We start from the raw sequence: 15,512 nt of genomic DNA on the forward strand, positions 1-15,512 counted from the left end.
GGAGCACCTCAATGTCAAAAGACATCACATTTGGCGTGCATTCAGAAGTTGGCCAACTGCGAAAGGTCATGGTTTGCGCGCCGGGCCGTGCCCATCAGCGTCTGACGCCAAGCAATTGTGACGCCCTTCTGTTCGACGACGTTCTATGGGTTGACAACGCCAAGCGCGACCATTTCGACTTCATGACCAAGATGCGCGACCGCGGTATCGAAGTGGTCGAGATGCACAATCTTCTCGCCGAGACGGTTGCGATCCCCGAGGCCAAAAAGTGGATACTGGACAACCAGGTGGTCGCCAACCAGATCGGTCTTGGCCTTCTGAACGAAGTGCGGTCCTACCTGGAAGGGCTTTCTGACCGGGATTTGGCAGAAACCCTGATCGGTGGCCTTTCGACCTTCGAGTTTCCCGAAGCCGTCGGCGGCGAACAACTGGCGCTGATCCGCGATGCGGCCGGCGTCAATGAATACCTGCTGCCGCCGCTCCCCAATACGCTCTACACGCGCGATACGACCTGCTGGATCTATGGTGGCGTGACGTTGAATGCGCTCTACTGGCCTGCACGCCACGAGGAGACCATCCTCACGACCTCCATCTACAAGTTCCATCCCGATTTCGCCGGCAAGGTCAACGTCTGGTGGGGCGACCCAACGAAGGATTGGGGCCTTGCGACATTTGAAGGTGGAGACGTCATGCCGATCGGCAAAGGCAACGTCCTCATTGGCATGAGCGAGCGGACATCGCGCCAAGCGATCAGCCAGGTGGCAGCAGCACTGTTTGAGAAAGGCGCTGCCGAGCGCGTCATCGTCGCAGCTATGCCGAAACTGCGTGCGGCCATGCACCTCGACACAGTCTTTACCTTTGCAGACCGCGATTGCGTGTTGCTCTACCCGGACATCGTCAACAATATCGAAGCCTTTTCCTATCGCCCCGACGGCAAGGGTGGTGTCGAACTGCACAAGGATAAGGGCTCCTTCGTCGAGACAGTGCGTGACTCGCTTGGACTGAAAGCCATGCGTGTCGTCGAGACCGGTGGAAACGACTATATGCGCGAACGAACCCAGTGGGACAGCGGCGCCAACCTTGTCTGCGCGTCGCCGGGCGTCGTCTACGCGTATGACCGCAACACCTACACCAATACGCTGCTACGCAAGCAAGGCATTGAAGTCATCACGATTACCGGCGCAGAGCTCGGGCGAGGGCGTGGCGGTGGGCACTGCATGACATGCCCCATCGCTCGTGACGCGGTAGATTATTGATCGTTGCCAAAAAAGTCGGCCGACCTTCGTGCGCCGCCCTGAGGGGGGCTTTGCGTTCACGAGACGAGGCTTGCTGTCGCAACGTAAGCCGTTGTCGCGAGATTTCGCAACGTTGCCAAGTGTGGCTAGGCGCCGCTCGAAAAACAACGCGTGACGGAGATATTTTCGGAGGAATGCCGTGTTTAAAGCTGGTACGAAATATCGACACCTCGTCCACAACGGCGGTTGTGATTGCGCCAATCCCGGGCTTCAACAGCGCTCCCGTTATCTCAGCGACTACTCGCGACGAAACTTCCTGGCCGGTATCGGATCGGTTGCAGCAGCGGGAATTATGCCCAAGCTCGCCAGTGCGCAGACGGCAAAGCCACCCTCCAAGATCCTGCTGAAACAGGTGCGGCTGTTCGACGGCAAATCCGATACGTTGCAGACCGGTGTACAGGTCCTCATCGAGGCCAACACGATCGCCGCTATCGATGCAGCCAACAATCCCCCACCCGAGGACGCGATGATCATTGCGTGCAACGATCGCGTCTTGATGCCAGGGATGATTGATGCGCATTGGCACGCGATATACGCCGCGGTTCCGCTTCAGGTGTTGATGATGGGGGATCCCGGTATCATCTTTGCCGCCTCCACTGCGGAAGCAGAGCGCACACTGATGCGAGGCTTCACCACCATCCGTGATCTCGGTGGTCCAGTCTTCACCTTCAAGCAGGCGATCGACACAGGGATCATCCCAGGCCCGCGCATTTTTCCGTCCGGGGCGATGATCACGACGTCGGGCGGCCACGGCGACCTACGCATGCCATTCGAAATTCCTGCAAGAGGCGGCGAACTCAGCCTCAGCGAATTGATGGGAAGCGCCGCCATCGTCGATGATGTCGGCGATTTGAAACGTCGGGTCCGCGAGCAGCTTCTCCAAGGGGCATCCCAGGTCAAGATCGTGGGCGGCGGTGGGGTGTCGTCTCCACGCAGCCCGCTCGATATGACCACATTCAGCGAGGATGAAATTCGCGCTGCAGCGGACGTGGCGGAGGACTGGAACACCTACGTAACGGTCCACGCCTATGCGTCCAACACCGTCCAGCGCGCCATCGCCGCGGGCGTAGCATGCATTGAACATGCCCACCTGATGGACGAGCAGACTGCAAGGATGTTTGCTGACAAGAATATCTGGCTTAGCACCCAACCCTTCTTGACGATGGAAGATGCTGCCTCGCAGACCGGTGTCGGCGCCGAGCGTGCCGCGCTGATTTTTACCGGCACACCAAAAATCTATGGATATGCCAAGAAATACGGCATCAAGACAGCATGGGGCTCGGATCTACTGTTCTCGCCCGAATTGGCGCCGCGCCAGAGTATCATGCTGACACATTTGAGCAATTGGTACACGAACGCCGAGGCCTTACGCATGGTGACGTCCGGCAACGCAAGCCTGCTGACGCTCTCCAATCTGCGCACGCCCTATTCGGGCAAGTTGGGCGTCATCGAAAAAGGGGCGCTTGCCGATATGCTCGTGTGGGATGGGAATCCGATCGACGACATCAAGCTGATTGAAAATCCCGACAAAAAGCTGGCGGTTGTCGTGAAAGATGGCCGAATATTCAAGAATACCCTTTGACGCTCTCAGTCGAGAGTTAGGAGGCAAGGCCGGTAGGCAATAATTTCCAATCAGATGCTTGATGCTATCGTTCTCAATGTCCTATCGGCCACCGAATTCATTAAGAGCACCGGCCCGCCTCTTCCGTGTTTTATTGGGTGTCGTCGATGGTTTTCGACCAGCCGGTTTTCGCGACTTTCGATCTCAAGCTCAACTGGGCGACGAGTTGTTCGACAACGCTGTCCACATCACTATTGCTGAAAACGATCGCTTCGATTTCCATGCTGTCGTCGCCTTCGTCCAGGCGGCTCTTAATCGATCTGAACTGGAGTTTGTTGGCGTTCAGCGATTGCAGTAGCGCCGCCCGGGTTGCGATCTCGTCCGCCAGCGGGCATGTCAGTCTTATGTCATATAGACGGTCGTGTTCCGGTGCGGCCACAGACCAGGCTTCAATATATCTTCCAAGCTTGGGAAGCATGTAGTTGAAGGCCGCGATAAAGACCGCCGCCTCGACGGCCAGCAGAAGCTGCCCGTAGCCGGCGAAGACACCCACCGCGCCAGTGCTCCAGACCGTCGCAGCCGTGCTCAGCCCTTTGACGTTGGTGCCGTCACGAATAATAAGGCCAGCGCCGAGAAAGCCGATGCCCGTGACAACTTGAGCGCCCATACGCAAATCAAATTCGAAACCTATCGCGCTTGGAAGCGACGCATAGGACGCAGCGCCGAGGGAAACCAACGCGTGTGTGACGAGATTTGAATTTCGTTGCTTCAAATGTCTTTCGGCGCCGATCAGCGTTCCGAGCAGCAAAGCTGTAACCAGCTTGAGGAGAATTGAATGGCTGGCGTCCATCTCGATTACCTCGTTTCTATGTGCTGTGGGGCGACTACATGTGGCTTCGGTCCTTCTGCCACCGGGCCTGTTATGCTGGCGGCCGTGGCCGGTTTCGACATCTGCTCTACAAGGACGTTAGCCGCAATTCGGATCTGTGATGTCCGACAGGGTACGGTTAGCGAATTCGACCAGCCGATTGCTCCACCGCGAGGGAAACACTCTGAAGTTCAGCCGTCTAGAGGGGTGCCTGGGAAAACGGGCAGCGCGACCGTATCTCTTCAAGAGCAGGGCCGCTCTAATCACAGCCCGGTAAGAGCTGGAAAAAGTGGGACTCTGTGGGATAAAAAAATCGGGGAGATCAAGCAGGCGCAGGGGATTTTCGTTTCTCTCTTGCTTAGCCTCGTGGAGGGTTCAGCCTTGGTAGAGAATTCGCGTGAGCTGCCGCTTCGCCGGGGTAAGGGAAATCATCCCCGAGCTGACGGTCGCCCGCGAAGACTTTGAAGGCGGGCCCATCGACTTCAACAATCTTGTAACCGTTCACATATTCGATTTTCGCCGCTTTCCAACCCACTAGAAGCTCCCCTATTGAAGGTCGAGTATTTCTCTACTCGTGAAGATCTGATCGACAGGCCATACTCGCTGCTCTGTCGGAGCACATGTTTGGTTGCACAGTATCCAGGTGGTATTTCCGCCTTTGCCGCCATCATCGGAAGGCCCGTCGTGTAGAAATATCGGCTTCGTGTAAGGCGATGGAACTGACGAAGCAACTGACCGAAGGATTGGTGAGGGAGGTTTAGCACAATTCAAAACCCTCACAAGCCGAGGGGGTTGATAGCCCCATACTTTCCGGACGCACAAACAGTTGCGGTGGACGCCTGGTCACGTATCAGCCCGGGCGTGACTTTACCTAGATTTGGACCTGCGCGTCACATTGTGCGCAAGCTCACTTGTCGTCGCGAACTCACCGAAAAGCGCGGTCAGCTTCGCTTGTTCCTTTTCGTCCAGCCTGTGCTTCGAGCAAAAATCGGAGATGCACCAAACCTTCGTCACCACGATGGGCTCGGCTGAAATCGAATCGATGTGTTGCATAGTAGTCCTCCCACATGGGAAGCTACTGTAGGGAACATTAGCCGGCAATAAATAACTGGTTTTTGCTATCAATTCTCTGTTAACCGCCGCGCGCGCCCTCGCACGCAATAGGCCACGCTTCATGCGCTGGCGTCATGAACGGGCCGTGCTCGGCAATTGCGAGAGAATGTTCCGCACAGCCACTAAGACTTTTTGAGCAATTCGGCCGGGTCAACTTCCAAGAGGGTAGCTAAACGATCCACCACTTCCATGGTCGGGCTATTATAAACACTGCGCTCCAAAGAACTGATGTAGGTTCGGTCGAGGTCAGCTTGGTGGGCGAGCTCGTCCAACGGTATCTCCGTCGATCTTGGTTTTCGGCTGACGGTGACGTCGCTGATAATAGCGATTGGTATCGCGACCGCAAAAGCACGTCGGTTAGCGCTATCTTTCGGCGCGTGCTTACCAATCCGTAAGGCGACAAACAACCGTCCGTAAGCTGACCATTCTATCATTGGTGCATCTCCTCACATGGAAGGATCACGCCAATGAAAAAGATCTTTGCCAATGCGCCCTGGACAGTGCTCGCAACGCTCTGTTTCTCGCTTGCCCAGGTCGGCCCAGTTTTCATCCTTGCCGCCGGTTCGCCGGCCCTCGCCGCTGAAAAGGCCGTACAGGCGGAAAAGAACCCTCCCGGAGACATTCCGGATACGCAGATTTTCATCGACTACACGACGCCACAAGGCTTCAAGATGAAGGTTCCTGAAGGCTGGGCGCGTTCTGACCGCGCCGATGGCGCGAGCTTCGTCGACAAGTTGGACGGCGTGATCATCTCGGTTTCGACGGCCGTCGCGGCGCCGACCGCTGAGAGCGTCAAGGCGAATGAGGTGCCAAACCTCAAGGCCGCCGGGCGGGCGGTGATGGTAACATCTGTCGAAACCGTGAAGCTGCCTGCAGGACCAGCAATCCGTATCGTCTATATGTCGAACTCGGAGCCGAACGCGGTGACCAACAAGCAGGTGCGGTTGGAGAATGAACGCTATCTTTATTTCAAGGACGGACAACTAGTCACTCTCGAACTATACGCTCCGAAGGGCGCGGACAATGTCGACCAGTGGCAATTGATGTCCAAGTCATTCCGGTGGAACTGACATGGCCGCACTCGTCGCACACGAACTCTATCGGTTTTTCCACGTGGGCGAGGACGAGACCTTCGCGCTGCGTGGGGTCAGCCTATGCCTGTCGCCAGGCGAGTTCGTTGCCTTGATGGGGCCTTCCGGCAGCGGCAAGTCCACATTGCTGTCATGCCTGACGGGATTGGACGAGCCGGACGGAGGCCACGTCGTGGTGGGCGGCATGCGCCTGACCCGGCGATCCGAGGGCGCAAGGGCCCGTATCCGCGCCACGAATTTCGGCATCCTGCTTCAGTCCGGCAATCTGTTTGCGCATCTCAGCGTGGAGCAAAATATCAGCTTCCAGATGAGGCTGGCCGGAAAGGTTGACGGCGCGCGTATAGATTCGCTTCTCGAAATGGTGGGGCTGCGGCATCGCGCGCATGCCTTCGTCACGCAGCTCTCCGGTGGCGAAACGGCGCGCGCTGGTCTTGCCGTTGCCCTTGCAGTCGACCCGCCGATCCTCATTGCCGACGAGCCGACCGCCGAGGTCGATGCCGATACCGAGTCGCGCCTCATCGATCATTTCGAAACCAGGCGCCGCGCCGGCCTCACCACCTTGCTCGCTACCCATAGCACGGCATTGGCTCGAAGAGCCGACAGGATCATCCGACTGCACGACGGGAGGGTCGAGGGTGACTGAGACCTTGGCGATCTGCACTGACGTCTGCCGGGAATTTTTGAGCGGCAGGGAGCATATGTCTGTGTTGCGCGACGTAGACTGCGAGATCCGGGAAGGTGATCGTATCGCCTTGGCCGGTCCCTCCGGCTCGGGCAAGACAACCTTGCTGCATATTCTTGGCGGTTTGGACCGCCCGACGAGCGGTGTGATCGAATGGCCCGACATGGGCTCGATCGTCCAGCTTCGCCCACGCCGGATCGGTTTCGTGTTCCAGTCGCCCAGCCTGTTTCCGGCCTTGACGGCGGCACAGAATGTCGATCTGCCTGCGATTTTGGCGGGTGATGCTGCGGTTCCCGGCGCTAGCAGAGCCCTCCTATCCTGCTTTGGTCTTGGCGAACTTGCCGACAAGCTGCCCGAGAAACTGTCGGGCGGACAGGCGCAAAGGGTCGCAATGGTGCGCGCTTTGGCTCTTCGGCCGAAGCTCGTCCTGGCCGACGAACCAACCGGGCAGTTGGACGGGGTCACGGCGCAATTCTTTATGGATATCGTGCTGGAGCGCCTGGAAGGGACAGGCGCTGCTCTAGTCGTTGCCACGCATGATGAAGCGATTGCCGCCCGGATGGCGACGCGCTGGACGATGGATCATGGCTGCCTGACCTGCGGCAGAACGAAAGTGGTGACATGATGTTTGCTCTGTGGATCCGAGGCGTCCTTGCTCGCCGGTTCGTCCACGTCGCGGGTTCAGCGGTGGGCATTGCGCTCACCGTGGCGCTTCTTGCCATACTGGCGCTGTTCCTGGTCGGCGCTGGAGCCTCCATGACTTCCCGCGCGATATCGGCCGTCCCCATCGACTGGCAGGTCCAGCTCGTGGCGGGTGCTGATCAGGACGCGATGCGAGCGACATTGCAACAAACGGCGCTTGTCCAGACCGTGCATCAGGTCGGTTACGCGGATGTGGGGGGCTTCGAAGCAAGCACCGGCGGCACTGTCCAGACGACCGGCCCGGGACAGGTGATCGCCTTCGACGACAACTATCTGCGCGATTTTCCCATGGAAGTCCGGTTCCTTTCCAGCAATCGTGACGGCGTCCTCATCGCACAGCAGACCGCCGCCAACCTGCATGTCGGGCCTGGAGACAGGATCGCGATCAGCCGCATAGGTCTGCCGCCGCTGACGGTGCAGGTCGCCGGTGTGGTGGATCTTCCCGACGCAGATTCGTTGTTCCAGGCCGTCGGCCTGCCACCCCAGGCTACGCCACAGGCCCCCCCGGACAACATACTCATCCTGCCGCAGGTCGAATGGCAGCAAGCCTTCGATCCCCAGGCGATGGCGCGTCCCGACACCGCCCGCCGGCAGTTGCATGTCAGGCTCGCCCACGATGCGCTGCCGCCAGACCCAGTTTCGGCTTACGTCTTCGTCGCCGGCGCCGCCAGGAACCTGGAGGCAAAGGTCGCAGGACAGGCGCTGGTCGCGGACAATCTGGGCTCCCGCCTGGGTGCAGTACGCGAAGATGCACGGTATGCATCCGTGCTGTTCATGTTCCTTGGGTTGCCGGGCGTCGCGCTGGCTCTGGTTCTCACCTTCGCGATAACGTCATCGGGGGCCGCACGCCGTCGCATCGAACAGGCGCTGCTGCGTGTACGTGGCGCTGCTTTGCGGACGATCCTCGCTTTGTCTGCCGCCGAGGCAACAATGGCCGCGATCAGCGGCGTGGTGCTTGGGATTGCGGCGGCGTTGTGGCTGGCGCCCTTCGTGCCGGGGCTACGCATAATTCCTGGAGTAACCGCCCCCATCTTGGGCGTCGTGGCGATCACCGGGCTCGTTGCCGGCTTTGCCGCCTATCTCTATCCTGCCTGGCGCGACGCGCGCCTGAGCACTGTTAGCGCGGCGCGCCGCGCTGTCGCTGAATTTAGACGGCCGCTCTGGCAGCGCCTTTGGCTGGACGTGCTGCTGCTTGCCGCGGCGGGCCTATTCTTCTGGCAATCAGCAAGCACGGGATACCAGATCGTACTCGCGCCGGAAGGCGTTGCTGCGACGGCCGTGGACTATAAGGCGTTCATCGCGCCCGCCTTGTTCTGGTTTGGACTTGCGCTGCTGGCGCTGCGGTTGTCGAACGGCGTGATCGCAAGCAACGGCGCACTTCTTCGGACCTTCATAAGGCCGGCCTGCGGCCAGCTAACACCGATCGTGGCTGCCGCGTTATCCCGGCAAGCCGGCCGGCTCACCGCTGGCATCGCCATGACCGCGCTGGCAATCTCGTTCGCAGTCTCGACGGCTATTTTCAATGCCACCTACAATGCGCAATCGCGTGTTGACGCAGAGCTCACAAACGGAGCCGACGTCACCGTGTTCGGCACGTCGGGCAAGCCCGCCGACGCTCATCTGGCCGCTCTCGCCGCTTTATCGGAAACGGCAGCGGCCGAACCGATGCAGCATCGCTTCGCCTATGTCGGTGCCGACCTTCAGGATTTCTACGGAATCGATCCTCAACGCATCGGACGCGCGACAAGTCTTTCGGATGCCTATTTCAGCGACGGGAACGCGGCACTCGCCGAGCTGGCAGCAACGCCAGACGGTGTGCTGGTGTCGGAGGAGACGGTTCAGGATTTTCAGCTCCAGCAGGGTGACATGATCAACCTGCGGCTGATGGACGCCCGAGATCATCAATATCATCCGGTGCGGTTCAAGTTCATTGGCATCGCGCGCGAGTTTCCGACTGCGCCAAAAGACTCCTTCCTCGTGGCCAATGCCCGATACATCGCCGAAAAGACCGGCTCGGCGGCCTCGGAATACGTGCTGATGCGTGCCAAAGGCGATCCGGCAAGCCTTTCTGCGCAAGCATCGAGCCTCCTTGCATCCGAGCCGTCGATGAAAATCAGCGATATCGGCCAAGCTGCCCATTTGATCGGTTCGAGCTTGACGGCCGTCGACCTGTCCGGTCTGACGACGATAGAGCTCGTCTTTGCTGTGATAATGGCGGCTGCAGCGGGCGGACTAATGCTGGCGCTGGGCCTCATCGAGCGACGCAGGAACTTCGCCATTCTGAGCGCCATCGGCGCTACCCGTCCGCAATTGTCGGCCTTTCTGTGGAGTGAAGGTTTTCTCGTTATTGCCGGAGGCGTCATATTCGGCGTGCTGTCCGGAGTGGCGACGGCCTGGATGCTGGTGAAGTTGCTGACCGGCGTGTTTGATCCGCCACCTGAGGCTCTGTCGATCCCTTGGATCTATCTCGGAATCGTCTTGCTTTTGACGGCAGCATCAGTCGTGACGGCAGTTCTGGTCGCAAGACCGCCGAGAGGGCATGATGCAGAATATCTGAGGGACTTGTGAGCATCTGGCTGTGCGCCAATGCCCCAATTGGCGATGGCCGACACATCTTACCCATTTGTATGGTTTTTGAAATGTGCCGGCAAACTGCATGTCACAAGCTGGGTCCTCTCTCTCGACGGGAGGTGCCTGACAGGCAAAGGTTCCCGGGCGTTGCCCGGCGATCCAGGTCCGCCCGGCTAACATGCAACCGAACAGGAGCTGGTATTATGACGAAATCCATCATCACGGTCGCACTGATCCTGGTCGCGACGACGACGGCCGTCTTCGCCAAGGACATGACCGGCACTGTCAAGGCGATCGACAAGAGCCACGATTCGATCACGCTCTCGGACGGGAAGACCTTCACCCTACCAGAGGGAATCGAAGCCGAAACGCTCAAGGTCGGCGAAAAGGTCAAGGTTGTCTATTACACCAAGGACGGCAAATTGCTGGTCTCGAGTATCCAGGCGGCGAAGTAACGCCACAATATTCGAAATACGCTTAAATCAGCAGAGAGTTACAGTTTGCCACATCGGCGTGTTCTACCTGAAAGCGGGTTTTACCGCCGTGTTCGCTTCCTCGCATCCGACACATGAAAAGAGCGGCCGACGAACCGACATGCCTATGGTTTCTCATGGAATTCGCTTCCACTGATCAAAATTCCTCCGCGCCTCAGCCTGACTTCTTCTTCGATGAGTGGCCTGGGCTGGGCCAGGGGATGGCCCTCTTCCTCGAAGAAGCTTTGCCGTCTCTCGCGATCTCGACGAACAAGGACCGGCTAGGGATAGCTGGTCTTTGACGACGTGCAGGCCATGGACGATGCCGCCGACAGCCCTATCATCTCGAGGCTAGGCTCAACCGCTCCTCCCAGATCGGCTTCTGAACACTGCATTGCCGCCCTTTCGTGCTCGCCGATATAGTCGCGCATCACCGGAATGATATCATTGCGTTTGCTTAATTGGATCTGGAAAACCACCAAATCCTCGTAGCGGAATGCAGCTTCTGCGCTCGCAAGATAGTATTCCCACATGCGGCAGAAGCGTTCGTCGTAAAGTGCCGCGGCCTCGTCCCAGCGCGCCAGGAAGCGCTTTCGCCAATGTGCGAGCGTCCAGGCATAGTGGAGGCGCAAGACCTCGATATCAGTGACGATAAGCCCGGCCTTCTCGATCTCCGGAAGGATCTCTGAGAGCGCAGGGATGTAGCCGCCGGGAAAGATATACTTGTCGAGCCAAGGCGTGGTGAAGCCCGGCGTCGCAGAACAGCCGATCGTGTGCAAAACCATGATGCCGTCATCTTCCAGCAGTTCCGCACATTTCTTGAAGAAGGCGGGATAGGATGCCAGCCCGGCATGTTCGAACATGCCGACTGAAACGATCCGGTCGAAACGTCCGGTCAGGCTGCGATAGTCTTGCAGCGCGAACTGGACTTCTGCCCCCGCCCGCTCCTGTTTAGCAAGCCGCTTCAGTGCGTAGGCGTGCTGTTCCTCCGACAGGGTGATGCCGAGCACATGTCCGCAGGGCGCATGCCTGGCCATGTGCAGGGCCAGTCCACCCCAGCCGCAGCCGATATCGAGTACGCTTTTGCCAGGCGCGAGCTGTAATTTTGCGGCGAGATGCCTTTTCTTTGCGCGTTGCGCATCATCGAGCGATTGGTCGGGACTTTCGAAATAGGCGCAGGAATATTGCCGGTCTGCATCGAGGAAGAGCGCGTAGAGCCGACCGTCCAGGTCGTAATGGTGGGCGACATTGGCCCTGGAGCGCGCCGGCAAATTACGATGGCGGAAGATACGCAGCCGGGTACGGGCACGATCGATCAGCCGGGCAATAAAGGGATGCGTGGCGTTCTGCGCTTCGCGCAGCATCATCGCCAGGAAGTCCTGGAGCGAGCCCTGCTCGATGAAAAAACGACCATCCATATAGAGCTCACCGAGCCGCAGATCGGGATCGATGAGGAATGCCCATTGGGCGCCAAGGTCGGCAAAACGGACATGCACCTTCGCGCCGGATCCGTCACCGAAGGCAAGCAGACGGTCGTCGGATGTCGTGACATTGAGGCAACCGCGGGTGACGATGTGCGAGAGCGCACGCGCCAGGATCCAATTGCTGAACTTGGACGCGGCAGCCAAAGCATGACGGAGGGCCGCGTTTCGTATTTTCAGCATCATCGTTCCTCGCTGACCCGGGTGCACGGCAAGATGCGTCCGGCACCTTGTTCATCGCCGACGGCCGGTTTGCTCGACGTGCTGCCGATCAACCAGAAGTCCGGTTGCTCCGACACAGGCCACGCCGGCAGTGACGAGGAACACGCCCGTCGCGTGGCGGATGTTATAGTCGTCGCCGCGCGGGAAGACCATGCTTGGCATAATTTACCGCCACTTCGCGCCGCGCTTACAAATCCGTAAGCTCACCGGGTTCCTGCCGCCTGTTCCCGGCTTATTCCGCCATCCAGCGTTCCACCTTACCGATCCGTATGTTTTGCGCGAAGCCGTGGTAAGGTCGCGGACCAATATATTGCCGGAATGTGGCGCTAGAGCTCGCCAAACCCGTTCCCTTTCGGGAAAAGTCGCGGTTGCGAAGAATGCTGTCACAATAAGGGACCATCAATCTGCTCGAGCAAACGCGCATGCGTTTAGGAATGGCGCTATGGCGAATTTATCCGGTCAGATTTTTATCTTAAGGCTCGCGCGTCCTGTATGGCCGATCCCCGCTGTTGGGTCTTCAATGGTCGTCATCGCCCGCCTGTGGCGGGAAGTCTCCTTCTGATGAACAACCTTTTCTCGCTTGACACGATCTTCGCCCAGATTAGCGCCTATATGTCCGATCATTGGTTTGCGGCCCTGATCATCATCTTTCTTGTTGCCGCCGGTGAGGCGATCTTCGTGGTCGGGCTTTTTGTCCCGAGCACGGTCGTCCTGCTTGGCGCAGGGGCGCTGGTGGGTGCAGGAAAACTGCCATTCCTGCCGGTCTTTGTCCTGACCACGCTTGGCGCGATCGCTGGAGACGCAATTTCTTACTGGTTCGGCCGCAAATATCGCTTCCGGCTCGTTTCAATGTGGCCCCTGTCACGATATCCCGCCCTTCTCGAGAAGGGAGAGGTCTTCTTCGCGACGTATGGCGGCTCGAGCGTGTTTATCGGGCGCTTCATACCTGGCATCAAATCCGTCATCCCCGGTATCGCCGGCATGATGGGTCTTTCGCTGGTGCGCTTTTATGTCATCAATTGCGTGTCGGCGCTCGCCTGGGCAGCGGTTCATCTCTTGCCGGCGATGGGGGTCGGCATGGGACTGAAATCGATCGATCCTGCAGACCCGAAGACGATCCTGGTCGCCATTGCGATCGCGATCGCAATGTTTTGCGCCTATCGGGCGGCGATATTTTTAATCAAGAGGGTCTCCGGTTCGGCCGCGCTTGTGCCTTGCTCAGGCAGTCGTGACGATGAAGAAGGCGTGGACCGCGTTCGTCAGAGCACGGCCGACGATCATGATGTTGCCGGCAGTGGCGAAGATACCGCAGCTTAAGGCGGCGCGCCCGCGATGTCGGCGCTGACCTGCCGCATACCCTCTACGAGACCCGAAAGACGATCGAGCGCCTTGTTCATCTGCGACGACAAGGTGTCGATATCGTCGCGATTGCCCTGCAAAGGGATACGGCTCGACAGGCTGCCGTTCGACACGTCGGTCATCGTCCGGGCGATCCCGTCGAGGCGATGCTGGGCGCCGGGCGAGGAAGACGCCGCCGCCGAACGCGAGGGCTGTGATGATGGCGGACGCCCAGGCAAAACTCATCAGCGCGATATGTTCGAGATCGTCGGTCTCCGCATAACTCTGGCCGACGAGCAGGCGATTACCCCCGACCGTTCCGGCATAGATCCGCACACGGTCGTCGCCCTTGAAGCCGAGAAGGTCGGGTTCGATGTCGGAGAAATGGTCGGGAACGGCGAGTGCGTTGACATTGCCGGCGAACCTCTTGCCCGTTGCATCGGCAAGCCGAAACGTCGAGGGCGCGCCCGAGCTCCCGCTTAGAGAAGGCATAGGTGACGACACCGATCACCAGGAATGCGAGGATGAAGAGCAGACTGAATGTCAGCGCTAGGCCGAAAGGCGTGCTGCGCAGCAGACTAGCGCGGTAAATGCAGGCAGTATCCGATGTTGCGGATCGTATGGAGGAGTGGCGTGTCGAAGGGCTTGTCGACCTTCGAGCGGAGCCGGCCGATATGGGTTTCGACGACGCTTGTCTTCGGATCGAAGTGAAAATCCCAGACGCGTTCCAATAGCATTGTTCGCGTCAGCACGCGGCCTTCGGCGCGCATAAGCACCTCCAGCAGGGTGAATTCGCGGGGTTCCAGGTCGAGCGGTCGACCCTGGCGGGTCACCTGTCGTCGCACGAGGTCAAGCTCGAGATCGGCAACCCGCAGGACGGTCTTCTGGTCCTGAATGGGATGACGGCGCGCAAGTGCATTGACGCGCGCAAGGAGCTCGGAGAATGCGAAAGGTTGTGTCAGGCAGTCGTCGCCGCCGGCCTCCAATCCCTCGACGCGATCGTCGACGCCGCCGATCGAGGCAAGGAAGATGACGGGCGTCCCTACCTTAGCAGACCGCAGAGCCTTGACGACCGACAGGCCGTCGAGGCCCGGCAGCATGCGATCGACGATCATGACGTCATATTGCTCGCGTGTTGCCCGGAAGAGGGCGTCCCGCCCGTCAGGGACAATATCGCAGACATGGCCGGACTCCAGCATGCCCTTGGCAATATAGCCGCCCGTCATTTGGTCGTCTTCGATGACCAGAATTCGCATTTGCGTTTCCCGCAATGCCACTACGCCATGCCTGATAGATGGCTATGCAACCTGTCACGCACCTTATCGAGATCTTACGTTTTCGTAAGGCATTGCGCAGGAGGGCTGGCATGGAGGGGCAATTGTTTGGAAACCGCAACATTTCGGAAAGAGAGCGGTATGAGCGGGCCTCTACAACCGATGGGCACCGGTAAGCCGAGATGTGGTTGTCGCACTGGTTCAACGCAACAGCGCAAGGCCGTGCAATCGGAGAGGCCAATGAAAGAGCTTGCCGCAGTCATCCCTCTTAATTGCGCCTACGCTCTCCGGCCCCGATAGGTCGCCGGCGGTGGAAGCGCTTCGTGCGCTTGAGCCAGCGTCTCGAGCCAGGTCGCTAAGCCGGCTGGGATTTCTTCGTTGCCGGCCTCCAAGGCTTCAATCCACGACAACTCACATTGCAGCGCCGACGCGATGTTGATCGGTGTCCAGCGGATGTGCAGTAGGCACTCTGAGAATCGTTCTGCGGTCATTATGGACTCATCAGGTTATCATGGCCATCAGTTTGACACAGAGAAGGTCGGAACGAAACTCAGCACCGATCGTCATGCATTTGCCGGCACATCCCGGAAGCAGTCTTCCAAGGCCGCAGCTATTGGAGGCGACTTCAGTACTGATCACGCCAGCCTCGGTCGTCGTTTCGCCAAGCTCGCTCATCGCGCCACGGTGGGCGATGCTTCTGGTCGCAAGCCTGCGGAACGGCCGATGGGGCATCCCAAAAGGGCATCTCGATCCGGGCGAGACCAGCTCTGTCGCTGCTTTGCGGGAAGCGTTCGAAGAGGCTGGCGTCGCCGGAGAGGTCGATCCGGAAGTCTTCGGGTCA

General features: G+C 59.1%; 18 protein-coding genes and 1 pseudogene. 11 read left to right on the forward strand and 8 right to left on the reverse strand.

From position 1 onward, the window contains the following. Positions 1-11 precede the first annotated feature (11 nt). Both arcA and AC1DM5_RS33940 read left to right on the forward strand, forming a co-directional pair. Positions 12-1,256, forward strand: a complete 1,245-nt coding sequence (gene arcA / locus AC1DM5_RS33935) for an arginine deiminase (protein WP_477823628.1) — start codon at positions 12-14, stop codon at positions 1,254-1,256. Between the two features lie 178 nt (positions 1,257-1,434). Next, entirely contained in the window at positions 1,435-2,877 is a 1,443-nt protein-coding gene (locus AC1DM5_RS33940; protein ID WP_477823629.1) for a metal-dependent hydrolase family protein, read from the forward strand. 130 nt (positions 2,878-3,007) lie between these two features. Here the strand turns inward: AC1DM5_RS33940 and AC1DM5_RS33945 are convergent, their stop codons facing one another. Then, the gene (locus AC1DM5_RS33945; protein ID WP_477823630.1) at positions 3,008-3,706 is read right to left on the reverse strand and encodes an MgtC/SapB family protein; all 699 of its coding nucleotides are present in this window, start codon (positions 3,704-3,706) and stop codon (positions 3,008-3,010) included. Between the two features lie 29 nt (positions 3,707-3,735). On the opposite strand from AC1DM5_RS33945, the pseudogene AC1DM5_RS33950 reads away from it, so the two are divergent. Further along, positions 3,736-3,846: pseudogene (locus AC1DM5_RS33950) on the forward strand ((S)-ureidoglycine aminohydrolase); the annotation flags it as partial. 745 nt (positions 3,847-4,591) lie between these two features. Here the strand turns inward: AC1DM5_RS33950 and AC1DM5_RS33955 are convergent. Together AC1DM5_RS33955 and AC1DM5_RS33960 are read right to left on the reverse strand one after the other, a co-directional pair. Then, a complete protein-coding gene (locus AC1DM5_RS33955) occupies positions 4,592-4,777 on the reverse strand; it encodes a hypothetical protein (RefSeq protein ID WP_477976751.1) in 186 nt (61 codons plus the stop codon). Between the two features lie 182 nt (positions 4,778-4,959). Next, positions 4,960-5,166: a helix-turn-helix domain-containing protein gene (locus AC1DM5_RS33960; RefSeq protein ID WP_477823643.1), complete on the reverse strand. Its 207-nt coding sequence runs from the start codon at positions 5,164-5,166 to the stop codon at positions 4,960-4,962. Positions 5,167-5,304: 138 nt separating this feature from the next. Here AC1DM5_RS33960 and AC1DM5_RS33965 point away from each other — a divergent pair, with 138 nt between their 5' ends. From AC1DM5_RS33965 to AC1DM5_RS33985, 5 genes are all read left to right on the forward strand, one after another. Further along, positions 5,305-5,907: a hypothetical protein gene (locus AC1DM5_RS33965; protein WP_477823631.1), complete on the forward strand. Its 603-nt coding sequence runs from the start codon at positions 5,305-5,307 to the stop codon at positions 5,905-5,907. A gap of 1 nt (position 5,908) precedes the next feature. Next, on the forward strand, positions 5,909-6,571 hold the full coding sequence (locus AC1DM5_RS33970) for an ABC transporter ATP-binding protein (RefSeq protein WP_477823632.1): 663 nt from the start codon (positions 5,909-5,911) through the stop codon (positions 6,569-6,571). Beyond that, a complete protein-coding gene (locus AC1DM5_RS33975) occupies positions 6,564-7,235 on the forward strand; it encodes an ABC transporter ATP-binding protein (protein WP_477823633.1) in 672 nt (223 codons plus the stop codon). The genes AC1DM5_RS33970 and AC1DM5_RS33975 overlap by 8 nt, the downstream gene beginning before the upstream one ends. Beyond that, entirely contained in the window at positions 7,235-9,880 is a 2,646-nt protein-coding gene (locus AC1DM5_RS33980; RefSeq protein ID WP_477976755.1) for an FtsX-like permease family protein, read from the forward strand. The genes AC1DM5_RS33975 and AC1DM5_RS33980 overlap by 1 nt, the downstream gene beginning before the upstream one ends. Before the next feature lie 206 nt (positions 9,881-10,086). Further along, the gene (locus tag AC1DM5_RS33985; RefSeq protein ID WP_477823635.1) at positions 10,087-10,338 is read left to right on the forward strand and encodes a DUF1344 domain-containing protein; all 252 of its coding nucleotides are present in this window, start codon (positions 10,087-10,089) and stop codon (positions 10,336-10,338) included. Positions 10,339-10,637: 299 nt separating this feature from the next. On the opposite strand, the gene AC1DM5_RS33990 is transcribed toward AC1DM5_RS33985, so the two are convergent. After that, the gene (locus tag AC1DM5_RS33990) at positions 10,638-12,020 is read right to left on the reverse strand and encodes a class I SAM-dependent methyltransferase (protein ID WP_477976753.1); all 1,383 of its coding nucleotides are present in this window, start codon (positions 12,018-12,020) and stop codon (positions 10,638-10,640) included. Positions 12,021-12,071: 51 nt separating this feature from the next. Continuing rightward, the gene (locus AC1DM5_RS33995) at positions 12,072-12,221 is read right to left on the reverse strand and encodes a hypothetical protein (protein ID WP_477823637.1); all 150 of its coding nucleotides are present in this window, start codon (positions 12,219-12,221) and stop codon (positions 12,072-12,074) included. A 399-nt stretch (positions 12,222-12,620) separates the two neighbouring features. Between AC1DM5_RS33995 and AC1DM5_RS34000 the strand changes: the two genes are divergently transcribed. Further along, positions 12,621-13,376, forward strand: a complete 756-nt coding sequence (locus tag AC1DM5_RS34000) for a DedA family protein (protein WP_477823638.1) — start codon at positions 12,621-12,623, stop codon at positions 13,374-13,376. On the opposite strand, the gene AC1DM5_RS34005 is transcribed toward AC1DM5_RS34000, so the two are convergent. Beyond that, a complete protein-coding gene (locus tag AC1DM5_RS34005) occupies positions 13,373-13,540 on the reverse strand; it encodes a hypothetical protein (RefSeq protein ID WP_477823639.1) in 168 nt (55 codons plus the stop codon). The genes AC1DM5_RS34000 and AC1DM5_RS34005 overlap by 4 nt on opposite strands. Before the next feature lie 112 nt (positions 13,541-13,652). On the opposite strand from AC1DM5_RS34005, the gene AC1DM5_RS34010 reads away from it, so the two are divergent. Further along, complete coding sequence (locus tag AC1DM5_RS34010) at positions 13,653-13,880, forward strand: hypothetical protein (protein WP_477823640.1); 228 nt, start codon at positions 13,653-13,655, stop codon at positions 13,878-13,880. 95 nt (positions 13,881-13,975) lie between these two features. Here the strand turns inward: AC1DM5_RS34010 and AC1DM5_RS34015 are convergent, their stop codons facing one another. Both AC1DM5_RS34015 and AC1DM5_RS34020 read right to left on the reverse strand, forming a co-directional pair. Continuing rightward, positions 13,976-14,653 carry a response regulator transcription factor gene (locus AC1DM5_RS34015; RefSeq protein ID WP_477823641.1) on the reverse strand — a complete coding sequence of 226 codons (678 nt, stop codon included), beginning with the start codon at positions 14,651-14,653 and terminating at the stop codon, positions 13,976-13,978. Between the two features lie 296 nt (positions 14,654-14,949). Beyond that, on the reverse strand, positions 14,950-15,162 hold the full coding sequence (locus AC1DM5_RS34020; RefSeq protein WP_477823642.1) for a hypothetical protein: 213 nt from the start codon (positions 15,160-15,162) through the stop codon (positions 14,950-14,952). Between the two features lie 140 nt (positions 15,163-15,302). Between AC1DM5_RS34020 and AC1DM5_RS34025 the strand changes: the two genes are divergently transcribed. Further along, positions 15,303-15,512: NUDIX domain-containing protein (locus AC1DM5_RS34025; RefSeq protein WP_477823644.1), on the forward strand; the 210-nt coding region annotated here is incomplete at its 3' end.

It is taken from the genome of Rhizobium sp. 01T437 (assembly GCF_056398505.1).